The sequence below is a fragment of the Streptomyces sp. YIM S03343 genome (assembly GCF_054729195.1).
On sequence record NZ_JBPUKX010000001.1, the window covers coordinates 2,806,928 to 2,825,336 of the forward strand.

Below are 18,409 nucleotides of genomic sequence, written 5' to 3' on the forward strand. Positions count from 1 at the left end.
CTGTCTAGTCCTCCCCCAGGATCTGCGGCACCTTGAAACGCTGCTGCTCCTGGGCCGGGGCGCCGGAGAGCGCCTGCACGGGGGTGAGCGACGGACGGACCTCGTCCGCCCGCATGACATTTGTCAGCGGGAGCGGGTGCGAGGTCGGCGGTACGTCTTGGTCGGCGACCTCACTGACGCGGGCCACCGCGCCGATGATGTCGTCCAGCTGTCCCGCGAAGTGGTCGAGCTCTTCGGGCTTCAGCTCCAGACGCGCCAGCCGGGCGAGGTGGGCGACCTCCTCGCGCGTGATGCCAGGCATGCAGCGTTCCTCTGGGGGTGAGTGCGTGTGGTTTGAGCCCAATCCTAGGGGGCGGGGGGTGTTGACCGTGAAACGGTTTGCCGGAGGCTGCCCTTCGGGGTCACCGGTGAGCCGGCCGACAGCGGCAGCCGCCGACGGTGACCGGGCCCCACGGGAGACGGTCACCGTGGGGACATGCCGAACGGGGCCGAACGGGCGGACACGCCGAACGGGCGGGCGCGTGGGTAGATCACTCGTCCGAAGCCGCCGCGGGCAACGCGGCCCGTGGCCGCTGCCACCCCCGCGACCCCCGCGCCAGCAGCCACGCCGTCGTCTCCTCGGGAGGCATCGCCGCGGCGACCAGCCAGCCCTGTACGGCGTCGCAGTGCAGGTCCCGCAGCCGCTCCCACGTCTCGTCGTCCTCGACACCCTCGGCGACCACGAGCAGCCCCAGCGAGTGCGCGAGGTCGACGGTGCAGCGGACGATCTCCGCGTCCTCGGCGTCGAACGCCAGCCGGGCCACGAACGAGCGGTCGATCTTCAGCTCGCTGACCGGCAGCCGCCGCAGATGCACCAGCGACGAGTACCCGGTGCCGAAGTCGTCCAGCGACATCTTCACGCCGTGCATGGACAGCCCGGCGAGGGTGTCGGCGGCCCGCTGCGGGTCCTCCAGCAGGACATGCTCGGTGATCTCCAGCTGGAGCGCCGAGGCCGGGACACCGTGCCGGGCGAGACGGGCGGCGACGGAGCCCGCGAAGCCGGGGGTGTGGACGTCGCGCGGGGAGACGTTGACGGCGACCGGCACGAACAGGCCCTGGGCGCGCCAGCGGGCGACCTGGGCCAGCGCGGTCTCCAGCACGTACTCGGTCAGATGCGGCATGAGGCCGGACGATTCGGCTATCGCTATGAACTCGTCCGGCGGCACCTTGCCGCGCTCCGGGTGCACCCAGCGGACCAGTGCTTCCAGGCCCGCGACCTGGCCGTCGAAGCGGACCTTGGGCTGGTAGTGCAGCTGCACCTCGTGGGCGTCCAGCGCGCGGCGAAGATCGCCGAGCAGACCGAGCCGGTCGGGGGTGTTGGAGTCGCGCTTGGACTCGTACACCTCCACTCCGGTGCGGTCCCGCTTCGCCTGGTACATCGCCACGTCGGCCCGGCGCAGCAGTCCCTCGGCGTCGAGGGCGTGGTCGGGGAAGACGGCGACTCCCGCGCTGGCCTCCAGGACGAGGGTGAGTCCGTCGAGGTCGAGCGGGGAGCTGAGCGCGGCGACGAGACCGCGGGCGATACGGGTCGCGGATGTCGTGGAGTCGGCGACGGGCAGTAAAACGGCGAACTCGTCGCCGCCGAGCCGCGCGGCCTCCGCCCCGCGCGGCAGCGCCGCCCGCAGCCGGTCGGCGGTCTGCAGCAGCAGCCGGTCACCGGCGAGATGGCCCAGGGTGTCGTTGACCGAACGGAACCGGTCGAGGTCGATCAGCATCAGGGCGGCCCGCGCACCGATGCGTTCGGCGTCGTCGAGCGCGGTCCAGATCCGCTCCAGCAGCCACTGCCGGTTGGGCAGCCCGGTGAGCGGGTCGCGCAGCTGCTCCTCGGCGCGGGCGCGGGCGATCCACAGGGTGGAGTCGAGGGCGATCAGCGGGACGGCGAACAGCGGCAGCAGGACCGGCTGGGCGACGGCGACCACACAGACCAGCGGTGCGATGCCGAGCAGGGCGACTGCGACGAGGCTCTGCCGGACGAGGGCGGTGCGGGCCACCGTGGGCAGCCCGCCGCGGGCGGATTGCAAGTACCACAGCAGGGCGCGGGTGACGAGCAGATAGGCGGCCGCGACCAGCACCACCTGCGGGGCGGTGTAGAGCGTCCAGGTGCCGGGGTCCCAGGGCTGCTCGACGCTCGGCACCCGGCCGAAGGCGCCCAGCAGCAGGGCTCCGGCGCCGATGCCGAGGATGTCGACCGAGCCGTGCAGCACCCCGGACCGCCAGCGGCCCCGGCGGGCTATGCCGACCAGGACGACCACCGTGAGGCTGACCATCCCGGCGGGCACCCAGCCGTAGAGCATGAGGACGGCGAGGGTGAGGGCGGCGCCGGAGCCCGTGCCGCCCCACCAGCGGGAGCGGCCGAGCATGACGAGATGGCCGACGATGATGCCGCTGAGCACGGCGAAGGACCAGCCGACCGTGCCGGACGGGAACAGGGCGTGGGTGCCGGTGAAGGCGCGGTAGAAGCCGGCGCCGAGCACCAGGACGGCCGCCGTCACGACGGCGACGGGCAGCGCGGGCACGGCCGGGCGCCGCTCGTGACCGGTGCTGTCGCCGCTGCCGGGCGGCAGCGCGAGGAGAGGCCGACCGGGCGGCCGGATGCCGTTGGTGTACGGGGGGCCGGCCGCCTGCCGTGGGTCGGCGGCCTGCCGCGGCGGTCTCCCGGGAGTGCGGCCGTCCGTGAAGACGCCGGCGAATCCGTCCGCGAACACGCTTCCCGGTCCTCGCCCTCGCCCGGATCCGTCCGCGGCCCGCTGCGCGCCCCGGTCGGCCGCCGGGTAGCGGCGGTCCGTCGCCGACCGGTCCGTGGCTGGGCGGTCCGTGGCCGGGCGGTCCGTCGCCGCGGACCGGCCGGGCGGACGGCCTTCTGTACCGCCTGTGCCGCCGTCACGTCCCGACAAGGACTCACGTCCCGACAAGGACCATGTCGCCCACCGGCTCCCCCGCCACGCCCCTGCCGCACGGCGCAGCCGTGAGACCGGGGCGACGCTCTCGGTCGGTTCCATTCCCGTCCCTCTCACGGCCGGCGGTGCCCACGCCACGCGGCCCGATGCCCGACACATCCCTCAACGGCCTCCGCGTCGAAAAACCCCGTTGAAAAACCCTTTGTCCTGTTCCTCGAGAGCCCATCGGGGAGCGGGACCTTGCCCCGGCCGCTGCTGGGCACGGCGGGCGCTATCCCAACAGTAGGCCGCGAAAGGCTCTTACGGGCGGCGGTCGCCGGTGGTTGCCCGAATGCGCCCCGGCCACCCTTATGCATCTGGTATGCGCCGATCGGGTGGCCTTCAACCGCTACTCCCCGGTCGGCAGGGCAACTTCGGCCGCCGCGTCCGCGCCCTGTTCGAGCAGGACACCGAACCCGTCCTCGTTCAGAACAGGCACTTTGAGTTGCATTGCCTTGTCATATTTCGATCCCGGATTGTCACCTACAACAACGAAGGATGTCTTTTTCGATACGGAACCGGTGACTTTGGCTCCGCGGCTCTGCAGCGCCTCTTTTGCCCCGTCCCGGGTGAAATGTTCGAGAGTGCCGGTGACGACGACGGTGAGCCCTTCGAGCGGACGCGGCCCCTCGTCCTCACCCGACCCGTCCTCCTCCATCCGCACCCCGGCGGCCCGCCACTTGCGCAGGATCTCCTGGTGCCACTCCTCGGCGAACCACTCCTTGAGCGAGGCCGCGATGATGGCGCCGACACCGTCCGTGTCCGCCAGCTCCGCCTCGGTGGCCTGCTCGATGCGCTCGACGGAGCGGAACTCCCGGGCCAGCGCCTCCGCGGCCACGGGCCCCACATGACGGATCGACAGCCCGGTCAGCACCCGGGCCAGCGGGCGCTCCTTGGCCGCGGCAATGTTGTCCAGCATGGCCAGCGCGTTCTTGCGGGCGCCGCCGTCCTGATTGGCGAAAACCAGCGCGGTCTTCTCCTCGCCGGTCTTCGGGTCGCGCTTGGGCAGCCCGCTGCCCTGGTCGTAAACGAACGCCCTGATGGGCAGCAGCCGCTCGACGGTGAGGTCGAACAGGTCGCCCTCGTCCGTCAGCGGCGCCTCGGCCGGTTCCAGCGGCTTGGTGAGGGCCGCAGCCGCGACATACCCGAAGTGCTCGATGTCGAGTGCCTTGCGGCCCGCCAGATAGAAGAGCCGTTCCCGCAACTGGGCGGGGCAGGTCCGCGCGTTCGGGCAGCGCAGATCGACGTCGCCCTCCTTCATCGGCCGCAGGGGGGTGCCGCACTCAGGGCACTCGGCGGGCATCACGAACTCGCGCTCGGTGCCGTCCCGCAGGTCGGCGACCGGCCCGAGGATCTCCGGGATGACGTCACCAGCCTTGCGCAGCACGACCGTGTCACCGATGAGCACACCCTTGGCCTTGACGACGTCCTGGTTGTGCAGGGTGGCGAACTCGACCTCCGAACCGGCCACCGTCACCGGCTCGACCTGCGCGTACGGCGTCACCCGGCCGGTGCGGCCGACACCCACACGGATGTTGACGAGCTTGGTGTTGACCTCCTCCGGCGCGTACTTGTACGCGATGGCCCAGCGCGGCGCGCGGGAGGTGGAGCCGAGCCGTCCCTGGAGCGGGATCTCGTCGAGCTTGACGACGACGCCGTCGATCTCGTGCTCCACGGAGTGCCGGTTCTCGCCGTAGTACGCGATGAACTCCCGCACGCCGTCGAGGCCGTCGACCACCTTGTTGTGGCGCGAGGTCGGCAGCCCCCACTCGCTCAGCAGGTCGTACGCCTCCGAGAGCCGGGTCAGCCCCTCGAATCCCTCCAGCGCCCCGATGCCGTGGACCACCATGTGCAGCGGCCGGGTCGCGGTGACCCGGGGGTCCTTCTGGCGCAGTGAACCGGCGGCGGCGTTGCGCGGGTTGGCGAAGGGCTTGTCACCGGCCTCCACCAGACGGGCGTTGAGCTCCTCGAACTGCTCCATCGGGAAGTAGACCTCACCGCGGATCTCGACGAGATCCGGAACACGGTCACCGGTCAGTCTGTCCGGAATCTCCGCGATGGTCCGCACATTGGGGGTGATGTCTTCGCCGGTCCGGCCGTCGCCACGGGTCGCCGCGCGGGTGAGACGCCCTTGCTCGTACGTCAGATTGACGGCTAGGCCGTCGACCTTCAGCTCGCACAGGAAGTGGTACCCGCCAGTGCCCACGTCCTTGTGGACGCGCTCCGCCCAGGCGGCCAGCTCCAGGTCGTCGAAGGCATTGTCCAGCGACAGCATGCGCTGCCGGTGCTGCACGGAGGTGAACTCCGTCGCGTACGCGCCCGCGACCTTCTGGGTGGGCGAGTCGGGCGTCCGCAGCTCGGGATACTCCGCCTCCAGCGCCTCCAGCGCGCGCAGCAGCCTGTCGAACTCCGCGTCGCTGACGACCGGGGCGTCGTTCACGTAGTACCGGAAGCGATGCTCCTCGATCTGCTCAGCGAGCTGCGCGTGCTGCTCCCGCGCCTCGACGGGCACCGTCGTCTCCGCTTGCTTGTCGCCGGCCACCGTGTGGTCCTCCCGTTACTCTGGGTTGTCCGCGAGGGATCTCGCCGCCCGGACGCAGTGGGCGAGCGCCGCGCGGGCATACCCCGGGGAAGCACCCGCGAGCCCGCACGCGGGCGTGAGTGTGACGACGTCCGCGAGAAGCCCCGGTCGCAGCCCCAGCCTGCGCCACAGCGTCCTGACACCCATGACGCTACCGGCAGGGTCTGACAATGGGCCGTCCGTGCCCGCCACCACACCGGCGAACAGCCGCGTGCCCCCTTCCACTGCTTCCCCGATCGCGTCGTCGTCACGCTCGGTGAGCAGAGAGAAATCGAAGGAGACGGCGTCGACGCCCGCCCGCCGCAGCAGTGCGAAGGGCACGTCGGGCGCGCAGGAGTGCACGACGACGGACTCGGCGCCCGCGCTGCCGATGAGGTCGCGCAGGGTCGCCTCGACCACCTGCCGGTCGACGGCCCGATGCGTGCGATACCCACTGGCCGACTTCACCTGTCCGCGCAGTACGGCGGTGAGGGAGGGCTCGTCGAGTTGCAGCACGACCCGCGCCCCCGGCACCCGCCGCCGCACCTCGTCGAGATGCAGCCGCAGCCCCTCGGCGAGCGAGCCCGCGAGGTCCCGGCAGGCCCCGGCGTCGGAGAGGGCGGCCTCCCCGTTCCTCAGCTCCAGACCGGCGGCCAGCGTCCAGGGCCCCACCGCCTGCACCTTCAGCGGTCCCTCGTACCCCTGGGTGAATTCCTCCAGCGCGTCGAGGTCCTCGCCCAGCCAGGAGCGGGCCCGCTTGGTGTCCCGGCCCGGCCGGTCGCCGATCCGCCAGCCGCTGGGCTCCACGCGCGCGTACAACTCGACGAGCATCCCGGCGGTACGGCCGATCATGTCGGCGCCGGGCCCTCGGGCGGGCAGCTCGGGCAGGTGGGGGAAGTCCTCGAAGGTCCCGGTGACGGTCTTGACGGCCTCACGAGCGTCGCCCCCGGGCATGGACCCGACACCGGTGGCTCCGCCGAGGTTCGCCTTATCGCTGTTGCTCACCTGGGCAGCCTACGTAATGTGCCGCGGCACACATCGCCTCCAGGGGGCTCCGCCTCACGCTCGCCGTGGAATCCGCTCAGCGCACCCCCGGCCGAACCGTCACGTCGTTGACCTCCGCGTCCCGCGGCAGATCCAGCGCCATCAGAATCGCCGTAGCCACGGACGACGGCTCGATCCACCGCCCCGCCTCATACTCCTTCCCCTCCTGCTGATGCACCTTCACCTGCATAGGACTGGCCGTACGCCCCGGGTACACGGAAGTGACCCGCACCCCGCTCCCGTGCTCCTCCTGCCGCAGCGAATCCGCCAGCGCCTTCAGCCCATGCTTGGACGCCGCATAAGCCGACCACGACGCATGCGCATTCAGCCCCGCCCCCGAGTTCACGAACACCACATGCCCCCGGGCCACCCGAAGCTGCGGAAGTAGGAGGCGGGTCAGTTCGGCAGGCGCGATGAGATTGACGTTGAGCTGGTGCCGCCACGACTTGGGCGTCAGTTCCCCGACCGTCCCCAGGTCGACGACCCCGGCGATGTGCAGCAGCGAGTCCACCCGCTCCGGCAGCTCCTGGTGCGAGAAGGCCCAGCTCAGCCGCTCCGGCTCGGCGAGATCACCGACAAGGGTCCGCGCCCCGGGAAAGGCCGCAGCCAGTTCCTTCGCGCGACCGGCGTCGCGCGCGTGGAGCACAAGCTCGTCCCCACGCGCATGCAGCGACTGCGCGACGGCGGCGCCGATGCCCGATCCGGCTCCCGTGATCACATGAATAGCCATGTCCGCCATGCTCGCATCACGGGGCACTCACCGAGCCGCCGGTCTCACCGATCCTCCGGTCTCACCGGGCCCCGAGACTCTCCTCCAGATACGCCAGCGCCCCCACCGGCTCCTCCGCGAAGAACACCAGCTCCGCCAGCGGCCGAGGAAGGAACCCTTCCTCCTCCATCCGCCGGAACTGCTGCTTGAGCCCGTCGTAGAACCCCGCCGTGTTCAGCAGCACCACCGGCAGCTCGGAGTGCCCGTGCTTCTTCAGCTCAAGGATCTCCGTCGCCTCGTCGAGCGTGCCCGTGCCGCCGACCATGATCACCACGGCGTCGGCATACTCAAGCAGCAGCCGCTTACGCTCGGAGAGATCACGGGCGACGACCATGTGATCGACACCCTGCCGAGCCGCCGCCGCCAGGAACTCCACCGACACGCCGAGCAGCGTGCCGCCCGCCTCCTCGACGCCGTCCGCGACGACCTTCATGAGGCCCACATCGGAGCCGCCCCACACCAGCGTGTGCCCGCCCTTGCCGACCAGTCCGGCGAACTGGCGCGCGGGGACCGTGTAGCGGTCGTCGAGATCGGCGGCGGAGAGAAAGACACAGATTCGCATGGCGTCACCGTACGGGGGAAGAACGCGGCGCCCGCAAGCGCTTTTGAAACCATGACCGCAGGACACAAGATCACCATCGAGCAGGGCGACCGGCACGTGCGCGTGGTGCACGACGGCAGGATCCTCGCGGAGACCGACCGCCCCCTGGTACTGCGCGAGACGGGCTACCCGCCGCGCTACTACCTCCCGGCCGAGGACGTACGCCTCGACCTCCTGACCCCCTCCGACAAGCACACCGTCTGCCCCTTCAAGGGCACGGCGTCCTACTGGTCCGTCCCGGACGGGCCGAAGGACCTCGTCTGGTCCTATCCGGACCCGAAACCGGAGGTCGCGGCGATCAAGGGACACCTCTGCTTCTACGAGGCGGAAGTATCGGAGACGTCCGAAGTATCCGGGGCGCCTGACGTGTCGTAGCCGGTGACGACCGCACGCGATGGCAAGGTGCACAGACATGGACAAGCAGACGATTTCGCGTGACGGCACGCCCCTCGCCTATACCCGCGGCGGCCGCGGCCCGGCGGTCATCCTGGTGAGCGGCGCCATGTCCACGGGCGCCACCGTGGCGCCCCTCGCCGGGCTGTTGTCGACCCGCTACACGGTCGTCGGGTACGACCGCCGGGGCCGCGGGGAGAGCGGCGACACGCCGCCGTACGCGGTCGCGCGCGAGGTCGAGGATCTCGCCGCGCTGGTGGAGGCGGTGGGCGGCGAGGCGTCGCTGTACGGCATGTCGTCGGGCGGCGCGCTGGTGCTGGAGGCGGCGGCGAGCGGGCTGCCGGTGCGTCATGTCGCGGTGTACGAACCGCCGTTCGCGATGGACGAGGCGGCGGCCGAGGAGCGCGTCGAGTACACCAGAAACCTGAGGCGGGCGCTTCGCGAGGGGCGGCGCGGGGACGCGGTGGAGCTGTTCCTGAGGCTCACCGGCCTTGCCGAGGAGATGATCCGGGGCGCCCGCCAGTCCCCCATGTGGCAGGCCATGGAGGCCATCGCACCGAGCCTCGCCTACGACGACGCGGTCATGGGCGACGGCCGGGTCCCCCGGGACCGCCTCGCCGCCGTACCCGTGCCGGTACTGGCGATGGCGGGCGGCGCCAGCCCGGCATGGATGCGCGAGGCCGCCCGGGCAGTCGCGGACGCGGTGCCGAGGGGCACGTACCGCACCCTGGCGGACCAGACCCACATGGTGGACCCGAACGTACTGGCTCCGGTGCTGGCGGAGTTCTTCACCGCATGACCGGGGCGCGCGCCCCGACTCAGCCCCCGACTCAGCCCCCGGCCGGAACGGGATCGTGCCGGATCCGGTCCGCCGGCACCCCGAGCCCGGCCAGTCGGCGCACCGCGGCGATCACTAGGCCGGGCGGCCCGCTGACGTAGGCGGCATGACCGGTCCAGTCGCCGTGCGCGGCCATGGTCTCGACGACCGACCCGCGCACGGACCCGCTGCCGGCGTCATCGGCGACCGGCACGATCCGCAGCCAGGGGCAGCGGCTCTCCAGCCGGGTGAGGACGGACCCGTCGTAGAGGTCGTCGGCGGAGCGGACACCGAGGAAGAGGTGCGCGGAGACCCCCGGCCCACGGCGCAGGGCAAGGTCCTCGACGAGAGCACGGGCGCCGGCCCAGCCGGTGCCCCCTGCAATGACGAGCACATCGCGCGCCCGGCTGTCGTCGAGCACGGTGTTGCCGCGAGCGGGCCCGAGGCGCAGGGTGTCGCCGACACGGGTGCCGGTCACCAGCGCGTCACTCACCCCACCGGGCCCGGTACGCCTGACATGGAACTCCAACTCACCATCAGGACTGGGCAGTCCGGCAGGCGAGTACGGCCGCCAGGTGTTCGGTACGAGGGGCGTCTCGACGGTGGCGTACTGCCCTGGCAGGAAGGGGTACGGCTCAAAGGGCCGCACACGGATGACGGCGAGGTCGGGACGCCGCCGCTGATGCTCAGTCACGGTGGCACCCCAGTAGGCGGGTTCACCCACGGCTTCCGAGGCCCCGTCCACCATGGCGGCTGCGGCAAGCCGCACCATACGCAGCCAGGCCCGCGTCACCTCGACATCGAGCCGCCCACGGGAACGCCGCTGTAGCGCTTCGGCGAGGGCCTGCTCGAAGACGCCGTAATGCACGGGCAGCACACCGAGTTTGCGGTGGTCGCGGCCCAGCCGGGCGCAGAAGGCGGCAAGTTCGGCGGGCCGGTCGAGATGCTCGATCAGATAGCGGAACGCCCGCTCCAGGTGGCCGCGTTGGAACTCCATGGAGTCGGGAAAGAGCTGACGCAGATACGGATGCCGGTGGAAGAGGGCGGCGTAGAGCTCGTCGATGAGTTCGCCGAAGGGCATGAGGAGGTGAAGGTCACGGGTGATGATCTCCTGATCCCGAACGGAGTCGTACGACCCTTCAGGAACCCCCACAACGGCGGAGCGCAAGCCCCCCGAACCACCCACCCGGGCTCCCGGAGTAAGCAACTGGTCCCGGAACCGCATGGCTTCACGCCGGGCGAGCAGCGCGTGATAGTCAGCACCGCTCATCGGCAGACCTGCCGAACACACCCGGCACAGGCGGCCGCCCCATCACCCCCGCAGGCACCCACCGTTGCTCGCTTCCGCACCCCACCGGCCCGCCGCAGGTAGTACCACCCCATATTGGAGGTGACCCCCGCCAGCAGCACCCACACGACCCCGAACCACGAACCACGGGTGAACGACACGACCGCGGCGGCGGTGGCGAGAACACACACGGCGAAGATGAGGACGGCAGGACGGCGGGACATGCTGCGGCTACTCCCTTGTCGACTCGGTGTCGGCCCGTTTGACACCGCTGGAAACGGGACCAATGACACCACCGGAACCGGGACCATTGTCGCGCCAAGGGTCCCGCCGATAAGCCCGAAGGTCCCTTCCCTGAGGGCCGGTCCGTCCCTGGCGTAAGCGCACTTGCCGCGCCAGGCAGGACGGTCAGGCCACCAGGACGGGCCGCGCTGGCACTGTGCCGCTACCACTGCCACCGTCGTTGGCGCAGCCCCCTGACGACGGATCACCCCCACCCAGCCGCAACTCGAACCAGACACTCTTGCCACCGACCCCGAACACCGACTCCCCGAGACTGCATCCGCCCCAGTCGTCGGCGAGCAGGTCGAGAATCAGCAGCCCGCGCCCGCGTTCGGCATCCGGCCCGCCCGGCACCAGCGGCGCGGGGAGGAGCGGGCAGGTGTCGGTGACGCTGACCCGTAGGACGGGGTTGGCCCAGTTCAGCCGCACGGTCGCAGGACCGAGGGAGTAACGGACGGCGTTGGTGGTGAGTTCGGAGGCGAGCAGTTCCGCCCGGTCGGTGAACTCCCCGAGCCCATGGGCCCCCAGGACGGCTTTGAGCGTCGTACGGGCAACGGCCGGCCCACGCGCGTCACGGGGGAAGTGGAGCTCGTACTCCCAGGGTTCGGCGAACGGAATCAGCGGCGGGTGTCCGGGTTCCACGTTCGTCACGGCACCTCCTTATGCGCTGTGCGATCAAATGGGTTGGTACGCCTGTGAAGATGAGTGGCGCGGGTCACACCATACCCACGGAGATTTAACCCGTGTAACCGTATTCACTGGAACGAGTTAATTACCGTCAACCGGTGGCGAGCCAGAAGCGACGTCGGCACACTGTGCGCGAGCGAGGAGAGAGCATCGAATGGCACCACGGACCACCCCCACCATCCGACAGCGGCGGTTCGGCGCGGAGTTGAGGCGGCTTCGGGAGGCGGCAGGCATGTCTGCGCCGACCGCAGCCACCCTGCTGGGAACTGACCGCACCAACATTTCGAACATCGAGGCAGGCCGATACGGCATCAGCGCAGAACGACTGCGACGGCTTGTCAGCATCTACGAGTGCAATGACCAAGCCTTCGTGGAGGCGCTGGTCGAGATGACCGGAGGCAGGAAGACCGGCTGGTGGGACGAGTACAGGGGAAAGATCCCGCCAGGCTTCTTGGACGTGTCAGAGGTCGAGCACTACGCCGTGCGGCTACGCACCGTGCAAACCGCTCACCTGCCCGGGCTCTTCCAGACCGAGGCACACGCAAGGGCGATCTTCGAACTCATCGTTCCGCCCCTTCCCAGGCTGGAGTTGGAACTGCGAGTTGCCCACCGCATGGCCCGACAGTCCGTCATTACCGGTTCCGCTGCGACGCCCTATCTCGGGGTCATCCACGAGTCGGCCCTGAGGATGCAGTTGGGGGGTGGAGAGGTGGCGCGTGCTCAGCTCAACCATCTGCTGGCAGCGACGGACCGCGACAATGTGACGTTGCGCGTGATCCCGTTTGGCGCAGGGGGCTTCCCGATGGCTGGAGACAGCGTGCTGTACGCCGAGGCCGCCAACCCTCACCTCGACACCGTGCACATGGACTCCCCTGCCGGAGCCCTCTTCTACGAAGCTCCCATGCAACTGGAGAACTTCCGCAGACAACTGGACCTGGTCGAGAAGACGGCGTTGACTCCGGAGCAGTCAGCGGATTTCATCCACAAGGTGGCCCAAGAGTTGTGAGAGGCAATCACCTTGGCTGAACTGAGCTGGTACAAGTCGTCCTACTCCGAGGAAGGCGGCAACAACTGCGTCGAGGTCGCGGTCCGCGACGACATGCGGATAGCACTGCGGCACAGCGTCTACCCGGCCCGCGGGTTCTCCGTCGGCCAAACAGCGTTCAGTGCGTTCGTCAACGCCGTCCGGGTCCAGGCACTGGACGACATCCTTCACTGAATGTGCTTCAAGGCCCGCTCCACTGGACCAGCGGGAGCACAAATGACCCCGAAGGATCTCACGAGGTAGACCAGACCACTCCGGCGCCGTGATCACACCAGCCCACCCAGATCATTTCAGTTGCCGTGAGCCTTCCCGGGACCGATCCTGTCGACTGGACGACCCAGGAGGATGCAGTGGGGCTCATGTTGTGCCCGGCAGACGGAGACGTCGCCAGTCCGGACGTCGCCTGGTCCTATACCGGCTTCGGCATGTTCCGCCACTGGTTGGCACAGGCCGAGGGCTTCCACCTTGACGAGATGTGGGGCTTCGGCGGAGAGCGTCCGTGGAGCGATGTCTCCACCACGTTGAAACCGCTTCTCGATCACCCTGACGACGACGGCCCGGACCTCACTTCGGCCCAATGCGCCGCGCTTCTGCCCCGTCTCAGGGAGATCATTGACCAGAGGGGGGACAGCACAGATCCACTCGTTCAACGACGGGTCGACGACACCGGCCGACTGGTCGCCGTCCTGCACTTCTGCATCGAGCAGGGCGTCGACCTCATGTTCTGCTGAGCGACCAGGCACAGAGGCCGTTCCCACTTCCGTGTCAGCAGCCATTGGACGCAACGTCCGTCAGTTCCGAAGCCCACTCGTGCTTGTACTGTTCACGCTGACCGTCGGGTCATCGGCACGCTCTTCCTTGCCGTAAGGGGAATCAGAATGTCAACCACGTCCGGCCTGCGGGGACTTGTTCTCATCGCCATCGCAACTGCATTGGGCATGTACGCGTGGGGCCTGTTCTGGGTGATGCTGTCCGAAGCAGGCAACGAAGGGGCCGACTCAGCCCCTCCGCCGAGTTGCCGGAACGATCCCCGCGCACGTCACGTCACCGCCCGAGGTCACCTACCTTCCGCTGCAGATCGAATGCCGACTCACATCAGGCGAGCGGTACACATCGGACGACTTGCCCGGATACGTCAATCCGACAGTCTTCGGGGCCGCAGCAGCCGGAGCTCTCGCCGCCGCACTCCTCAAGGTGCGCCAGGAGAATGGCTGACTCACGTCATCCGAATCTGTGCGCCAACCTGCCCTCAGCTTCTACCAAATCGCGCACGTGGTCGCGGACGGTGTATCGACCATCTGACGCATCACTCACGTCGGCAAAGAATGCACAGGAGCTTACGTCCGCTCTGCGCGCGGGTCAGCATCATGCTCGTTGCTGTCTCCTGCTCACGCTGTTGCACACCGCAGTGACTCCGGACCAGTCCGGCACACCGGACGGATTCCGATCACGCAACGAACCCTGGGTCACACAGGCCGACGTCATGCAGACCCCGGATTTAGCAACGGCGCCAAGACATACCTGACAAGGGCCCCAGATTTACCAGGTAAGAATGGGTGCCACCCATTGAAGTGTCACCGCGAGGCGGTACGGTCACAGCCTCATGGCACCGCACCGGATCACGTTCTTCGCCAATCTCAAATCGAGAATGGCAGCTCTAGCTATTCAGACCCCAGCATCAGGGCATCTCTGTCGAACTCGTAGATTTCGATTGCATCAGGGGAATGGTCCATGAGTTCTTCCCAAAACCCTGTAACTTGCCAGGCAGCAGGCGCCATCTTGAGCGATCCGTCCCACACAGTGGATACCGTCCACGATGGATGCACATCCGAGTCGACAACCTCGAAGAGTCGCGAGTCGAAGAGGGCGGGAAGCTCTCCTCTATGGAACTCGACCCTGAAGTAGTTCGGTCCGTCCGTCTGACAGTACGCCTCAAGGACCACGTACACCTGACCCTGATGCAGGGAATCCGCCCCTTGCCGGACACTCTGCTCGGGACCTCCGAAGTCGATGAACTTCACTTTCACGTGGTGCTCCCAGGTTTGCGCAACCAGAAGTCGCGCGCTGTGGGCGGCAGCGGCTCGTCGACCTTCACTTCTTCTTCTCCATCAACCACTGGATGTTCAAGGCGGGCGGGAACTGCGGTGCAGGCAGTCCGCAGCGTGCCGGTGTACTGACCATGGGTCCGACACCGGAGGCGAACTTTACCTCGCGGGGACCGCGTTCCTCCTTCGAGGCATGTTGCTTCCAGACTACGGCCAAGGAGCCCTACCGGTATTCGATACCGGGAGGGCCTCCAGGCTGCGTACGAGTCATTTATGCGGGCTACTCAGAAACCTCAATCTGGATGCTCAGCACGAGTTCGATTGCTCGCCATTGCCATCGGCAGCCGTCATCTCACTCAGGATGCGTGCGCTCCCACTCCTCAATCAAGCAGGTCGCAAGCCAATGCCCATCAACGAGTGCCATGTGCTCTGCCGAAACGCCGGTTCCACCGTCCGAGCGCCTTCGCGGGTCAGCCCCTCGGGCAAGGAGATACGCGGTTGTATCCACGTGTAGCGGCTCCCCCGTTTGGGTATGTCCGTCAATCTCTACATCGATTGCATGGTGCAGCAGGGTCAGCCCCTGGTGCTCCTCGTTAATATCGACCCCTTGATCAAGGAGGTCACGAAGAGCTACTAGGTTTTCCATCTCGACAGCCTGATGAACTGGCGTCATACCCACTATCAATCAGCACCTTCTGGTTGTGTAAACCTGGATGCAGAAATTCCGTTTACCCGGCACCTGGCTGCTGACACTGGTGCCAGCAGCCAGGTGCCGGCGAACCACGTCGGCCTGCGGATCACGCCGGTTGCCGTCACCCACTTTCATGGATGGGCGGTCTCGTCAGGAACGAAGCCGATCGATTCCACTGAGCCAGGGCAGTTCGTCCTCGAAGAAGCATGCGGCAACAGCCGGAATACCGGATTCCCGCATTGCTTCAATAATCTTGGGATGCCCGATGTGGACGTCCACGAAGGGACGTCCAAGCCACAGCGCCACTGACACGGCAGCTGTAGTTCCGATCATGGCTGGTCCTGGAGTTCGTGTCGGCGCTGGTGGCAGGCTTGCGCGACGGCTTGATGGTGGCGGCGCCAGGCCATCCAGTGCAGGACGTGTTCCGCTTCCCGGACGGGTGGTGTGAGGACGAACACCCGGAGAAGCCGGACGAGTTCAGGACAGGTCAGTGGGACGAGCCGGACCGGTCCGGCGGGGCCGACTGTGACCGTGGCAGCGGCTGTGAGTGCGAGGACGGCGGAGGCGATCAGGGAGAACAAGGACCAGCGCATCCAGGAGTTCCAGCAGGTCACCTGGCCTTCGTCCAGACCGGTGAAGGTCTTGCCGAGTTGAAAGGTCTCCTCGATCCGCCATCTGCGGCAGATCACCTCCACCAGCTGGGCGAGGGTGACATCTTCGGGCGTCCAGCAGCGGAAGAAGGAGAGCTCGCCGGTGTACCGGTGCCGGCGGGCGACCAGGAGGCTGGTGCCGTTCTCGTCGTGTCCGTCGGGGGTGTCGTCCGCGCGGACGTCGAGCCAGGCCCAGTCGTACTCGCGGGTGCCCTTCGTTCCGTGTCCGGTCTGGATGCGCATCCACTGGTGAGGCAGCACCTTGTTGATCACCTGGCGGGCCTTCCACTTGCGGCCCGCTCCGTCAGTCACCACGTGTGTATGGGACACGCCGACTGCATAGCCGAGTCCGAACGCTCGTATTTTCGTGCGGAGTTCGCGGCCGGAATAGACCTCGTCGCCCACGAACCAGTGTGCGTCGATGCCCGACTGGAGCGCTTTGGCGACCATGGCGGCGGTCTGCTGCGGCTTGGTGGCGAACATGATCTCTTCCGGGACACCGGCCGCGTCGCGGCGTTCCTCGTCCGCGGCCCAGTCCTTCGGGAGATACAGGGCCCGGTCGATCACCACCCGCGCTGTCGCGGTGACCACGGCGAGGTGGACGGCGATCTGGCACAGACCGACGCCCTTGAGCGCGCCGGAGTACTGGCGGCCGGCTCCCACACAGTCGGTGGACGACTTGGCGTCGCCGGTCTCGTCCGCCACCAGCACCACATCCTGACCTGCCAGTTCACGCGCAACGAGACGGGCGATCTCCGTCCTGGCCCGGTCGTGGTCGAACTTCGCGCGTGACAGGAGGTGCTGCAGCCGGTGCGGACCCGGATGCCCCAGCGCCTGGGCCAGAGTCCAGCAGTTCCGCGTGTCCACCTCCGCCAGCAGCCCGCTGATCATCTCCGCCGCAGTCGTGCGAGTCTCAGGCCGCACGAAGCAGTCCGCGATCACGTGCATCGCCGCCCCGAACACCCGGCCCCAGACTGTCTGGGCTATCGTGACCTCCACGGCCACCGCTTCTTGAAACGTCGTCACAAACGTTCATGATCACGGTGGCCGTACCCATACCCCCACCCGGCCCCGCGAGCTGCTGACCAGGGAAGACGCCGGAACTACAGCTGCCGTGACTGACACCGGGCGCGGAGGTCGCTGGATCAGGCGATCGGATCCTCCGCCAGGATCGCGTCACGGATCGCCGCGAAGGCGGCTTCCGCTTCCGGATCGCGCTCCATCATGCGTTCCCAGAAGTCCCCCGCGATCCACTCCTTCGGTCCCATGCTCAGCCCGCCCCAGGGATGAATCTCCACGCTCCACTGGGACGGAATGACATCGGACACCTGCTCGAAGTGCTTCCCGCCGTACAGACCGGCGAGGTCGCACGGCGAGTGCTCGATGCGCAGGGAGGAGGACCCGTCGCTGCGGACATGGAGTTCGAGTACGACTTATTCCTGCCCCGAAGTGAAGTGGTACCTGCCGTCGAGCGGGTCGGGCGGCGTGTCCGGGACACCCAGATAGCGGACTCTCACCTTCGCTCACCTCCGCCCAGCTTCACCTTGTGGTGGTAGTAGTAGATCTCTCCGCTCACTTCGTTTCGGTAGAAGTGGACGTCGAACGTTCCCTAGCCTCCCCGGAATGTTGAGCGCGGGGTGGCGTACTTGCCCCACTGCTCGGCTCCGCCGTGCGCCGCGAAGTACTCCTTCAAGTGGTCGTCTCCATCTTGGTCCCCTCCTGAATCTTCGTGGAACGCGCGATGGTCTCCGCAGGGGCAACTGTCCCACCAATGAGTTGTGCGACATATTCATCCCTGCGCAGTCCCAGCACAGCGGCCTCCGCACCCCGGGTGGCGTTTACTGCAGCTTCCGCACTTTGAACGGCGCCAGAGGAAGGCAGACTTCCTCCCGCAGCCCCTCCGGTCGCCACTTCAGTGATTACCGGTAGTTTCGTTACTAACGAACTACCGGTAATCACTATCGATTTCCTGTATCCACACCCCTGCAATGGCTACCTATGAATCGGCTGAGGTGCGCCTCGCCGTACCGGCGGAAGGCCGACGCTCGGACACCGATGTCGTCACTTACGCGAAGAGGATCCGGGTCAGGCCAAGGTCTTCCAGCTCGCTTCCACGCAATGATGGGCCTGAGCAGCGGATACAGCTCTGACCTGTAGAAGCAGCCAGAAACACACAGGGTTCTCGTCCAAGGTCTAGCGGACGCGTGGGCCGCCGAAGTAGCCGCCAGACGATATGAGGCCGCTTCGACAGCCCCACCGTCCGTTACATCCTGGATCCGAACACCACGAGTTTCTGATCAATAGAACAGACCCTCATGGCTGATCAGCCACTATCTCACGTAGGAGTTGCCCGTACTCCGAGTGACTCACAAAGCGACAACGCCCGCTCTTTGAGTCGACGACAATCCCAGGACTACCCCCAAGTCTTGGCCTTCCGGTCGAGGACGGTGGATTCACGGTGATCTGAAACAGGTAGAGACCAGCCCCCGAAATACCTCGAGAACGAATCCCCAATTGCAATCCATCACTTCCGGGAAGATTGCGTGACCTGAATTCTTGTGC

The 18,409-nt window shown here is 67.7% G+C and carries 18 protein-coding genes; 6 read left to right on the forward strand and 12 right to left on the reverse strand.

Annotation, left to right across the window (positions count from 1 at the left end):
• Window positions 1–4 precede the first annotated feature (4 nt).
• The 6 genes from gatC to ACSYGN_RS11880 form a co-directional block, all read right to left on the reverse strand.
• Window positions 5–301: an Asp-tRNA(Asn)/Glu-tRNA(Gln) amidotransferase subunit GatC gene (gatC, locus tag ACSYGN_RS11855; RefSeq protein WP_073498632.1), complete on the reverse strand. Its 297-nt coding sequence runs from the start codon at window positions 299–301 to the stop codon at window positions 5–7.
• Window positions 302–530: 229 nt separating this feature from the next.
• Window positions 531–3,038: a putative bifunctional diguanylate cyclase/phosphodiesterase gene (locus ACSYGN_RS11860; protein WP_460394652.1), complete on the reverse strand. Its 2,508-nt coding sequence runs from the start codon at window positions 3,036–3,038 to the stop codon at window positions 531–533.
• Window positions 3,039–3,324: 286 nt separating this feature from the next.
• Complete coding sequence (ligA, locus tag ACSYGN_RS11865) at window positions 3,325–5,517, reverse strand: NAD-dependent DNA ligase LigA (protein WP_460394654.1); 2,193 nt, start codon at window positions 5,515–5,517, stop codon at window positions 3,325–3,327.
• 15 nt (window positions 5,518–5,532) lie between these two features.
• Window positions 5,533–6,489 (reverse strand): methionine synthase, encoded by a 957-nt coding sequence (locus ACSYGN_RS11870; protein WP_460403392.1) that lies wholly within the window; start codon window positions 6,487–6,489, stop codon window positions 5,533–5,535.
• 127 nt (window positions 6,490–6,616) lie between these two features.
• Window positions 6,617–7,318 carry an SDR family oxidoreductase gene (locus tag ACSYGN_RS11875; protein WP_460394656.1) on the reverse strand — a complete coding sequence of 234 codons (702 nt, stop codon included), beginning with the start codon at window positions 7,316–7,318 and terminating at the stop codon, window positions 6,617–6,619.
• Window positions 7,319–7,370: 52 nt separating this feature from the next.
• Window positions 7,371–7,910 (reverse strand): LOG family protein, encoded by a 540-nt coding sequence (locus ACSYGN_RS11880; RefSeq protein ID WP_460394658.1) that lies wholly within the window; start codon window positions 7,908–7,910, stop codon window positions 7,371–7,373.
• A gap of 51 nt (window positions 7,911–7,961) precedes the next feature.
• Between ACSYGN_RS11880 and ACSYGN_RS11885 the strand changes: the two genes are divergently transcribed.
• Both ACSYGN_RS11885 and ACSYGN_RS11890 read left to right on the forward strand, forming a co-directional pair.
• Window positions 7,962–8,324 carry a DUF427 domain-containing protein gene (locus ACSYGN_RS11885; protein ID WP_460394660.1) on the forward strand — a complete coding sequence of 121 codons (363 nt, stop codon included), beginning with the start codon at window positions 7,962–7,964 and terminating at the stop codon, window positions 8,322–8,324.
• A 37-nt stretch (window positions 8,325–8,361) separates the two neighbouring features.
• On the forward strand, window positions 8,362–9,141 hold the full coding sequence (locus ACSYGN_RS11890; protein ID WP_460394662.1) for an alpha/beta fold hydrolase: 780 nt from the start codon (window positions 8,362–8,364) through the stop codon (window positions 9,139–9,141).
• A 31-nt stretch (window positions 9,142–9,172) separates the two neighbouring features.
• Here ACSYGN_RS11890 and ACSYGN_RS11895 read toward each other — a convergent pair whose 3' ends face one another.
• The gene (locus ACSYGN_RS11895) at window positions 9,173–10,429 is read right to left on the reverse strand and encodes a globin domain-containing protein (protein WP_460394664.1); all 1,257 of its coding nucleotides are present in this window, start codon (window positions 10,427–10,429) and stop codon (window positions 9,173–9,175) included.
• Between the two features lie 426 nt (window positions 10,430–10,855).
• Window positions 10,856–11,380, reverse strand: coding sequence for an ATP-binding protein (locus ACSYGN_RS11900; RefSeq protein WP_460394666.1), 525 nt, complete (start codon window positions 11,378–11,380; stop codon window positions 10,856–10,858).
• A 190-nt stretch (window positions 11,381–11,570) separates the two neighbouring features.
• On the opposite strand from ACSYGN_RS11900, the gene ACSYGN_RS11905 reads away from it, so the two are divergent.
• The 3 genes from ACSYGN_RS11905 (at window position 11,571) to ACSYGN_RS11915 (ending at window position 13,192) form a co-directional block, all read left to right on the forward strand.
• Window positions 11,571–12,422, forward strand: a complete 852-nt coding sequence (locus ACSYGN_RS11905) for a helix-turn-helix domain-containing protein (protein ID WP_460394668.1) — start codon at window positions 11,571–11,573, stop codon at window positions 12,420–12,422.
• Between the two features lie 12 nt (window positions 12,423–12,434).
• Window positions 12,435–12,635, forward strand: a complete 201-nt coding sequence (locus ACSYGN_RS11910; protein WP_460394670.1) for a DUF397 domain-containing protein — start codon at window positions 12,435–12,437, stop codon at window positions 12,633–12,635.
• Window positions 12,636–12,820: 185 nt separating this feature from the next.
• Entirely contained in the window at window positions 12,821–13,192 is a 372-nt protein-coding gene (locus tag ACSYGN_RS11915; protein WP_460403394.1) for a hypothetical protein, read from the forward strand.
• A gap of 930 nt (window positions 13,193–14,122) precedes the next feature.
• Here the strand turns inward: ACSYGN_RS11915 and ACSYGN_RS11920 are convergent.
• On the reverse strand, window positions 14,123–14,488 hold the full coding sequence (locus ACSYGN_RS11920) for a hypothetical protein (protein ID WP_460394672.1): 366 nt from the start codon (window positions 14,486–14,488) through the stop codon (window positions 14,123–14,125).
• Between the two features lie 370 nt (window positions 14,489–14,858).
• The gene (locus tag ACSYGN_RS11925) at window positions 14,859–15,179 is read right to left on the reverse strand and encodes an ankyrin repeat domain-containing protein (RefSeq protein WP_460394674.1); all 321 of its coding nucleotides are present in this window, start codon (window positions 15,177–15,179) and stop codon (window positions 14,859–14,861) included.
• Between ACSYGN_RS11925 and ACSYGN_RS11930 the strand changes: the two genes are divergently transcribed.
• A complete protein-coding gene (locus tag ACSYGN_RS11930; protein ID WP_460394676.1) occupies window positions 15,165–15,506 on the forward strand; it encodes a hypothetical protein in 342 nt (113 codons plus the stop codon). The two genes, ACSYGN_RS11925 and ACSYGN_RS11930, sit on opposite strands and share 15 nt — an antisense overlap.
• 20 nt (window positions 15,507–15,526) lie before the next feature.
• Here the strand turns inward: ACSYGN_RS11930 and ACSYGN_RS11935 are convergent, their stop codons facing one another.
• Together ACSYGN_RS11935 and ACSYGN_RS11940 are read right to left on the reverse strand one after the other, a co-directional pair.
• The gene (locus ACSYGN_RS11935) at window positions 15,527–16,873 is read right to left on the reverse strand and encodes an IS701 family transposase (RefSeq protein WP_460394678.1); all 1,347 of its coding nucleotides are present in this window, start codon (window positions 16,871–16,873) and stop codon (window positions 15,527–15,529) included.
• Window positions 16,874–16,992: 119 nt separating this feature from the next.
• Window positions 16,993–17,145, reverse strand: a complete 153-nt coding sequence (locus tag ACSYGN_RS11940) for a hypothetical protein (protein WP_460394680.1) — start codon at window positions 17,143–17,145, stop codon at window positions 16,993–16,995.
• Window positions 17,146–18,409 lie beyond the last annotated feature (1,264 nt).

Bases quoted from the DNA above. Each gene is read 5' to 3' on its own strand.
- gatC (WP_073498632.1), bottom strand. From the start codon at position 301: ATGCCTGGCATCACGCGCGAGGAGGTCGCCCACCTCGCCCGGCTGGCG.
- ACSYGN_RS11860 (WP_460394652.1), bottom strand. From the start codon at position 3,038: ATGGAACCGACCGAGAGCGTCGCCCCGGTCTCACGGCTGCGCCGTGCG.
- ACSYGN_RS11870 (WP_460403392.1), bottom strand. From the start codon at position 6,489: ATGCCCGGGGGCGACGCTCGTGAGGCCGTCAAGACCGTCACCGGGACC.
- ACSYGN_RS11875 (WP_460394656.1), bottom strand. From the start codon at position 7,318: ATGGCGGACATGGCTATTCATGTGATCACGGGAGCCGGATCGGGCATC.
- ACSYGN_RS11880 (WP_460394658.1), bottom strand. From the start codon at position 7,910: ATGCGAATCTGTGTCTTTCTCTCCGCCGCCGATCTCGACGACCGCTAC.
- ACSYGN_RS11885 (WP_460394660.1), top strand. From the start codon at position 7,962: ATGACCGCAGGACACAAGATCACCATCGAGCAGGGCGACCGGCACGTG.
- ACSYGN_RS11890 (WP_460394662.1), top strand. From the start codon at position 8,362: ATGGACAAGCAGACGATTTCGCGTGACGGCACGCCCCTCGCCTATACC.
- ACSYGN_RS11895 (WP_460394664.1), bottom strand. From the start codon at position 10,429: ATGAGCGGTGCTGACTATCACGCGCTGCTCGCCCGGCGTGAAGCCATG.
- ACSYGN_RS11905 (WP_460394668.1), top strand. From the start codon at position 11,571: ATGGCACCACGGACCACCCCCACCATCCGACAGCGGCGGTTCGGCGCG.
- ACSYGN_RS11915 (WP_460403394.1), top strand. From the start codon at position 12,821: ATGTTGTGCCCGGCAGACGGAGACGTCGCCAGTCCGGACGTCGCCTGG.
- ACSYGN_RS11930 (WP_460394676.1), top strand. From the start codon at position 15,165: ATGAACTGGCGTCATACCCACTATCAATCAGCACCTTCTGGTTGTGTA.
- ACSYGN_RS11925 (WP_460394674.1), bottom strand. From the start codon at position 15,179: ATGACGCCAGTTCATCAGGCTGTCGAGATGGAAAACCTAGTAGCTCTT.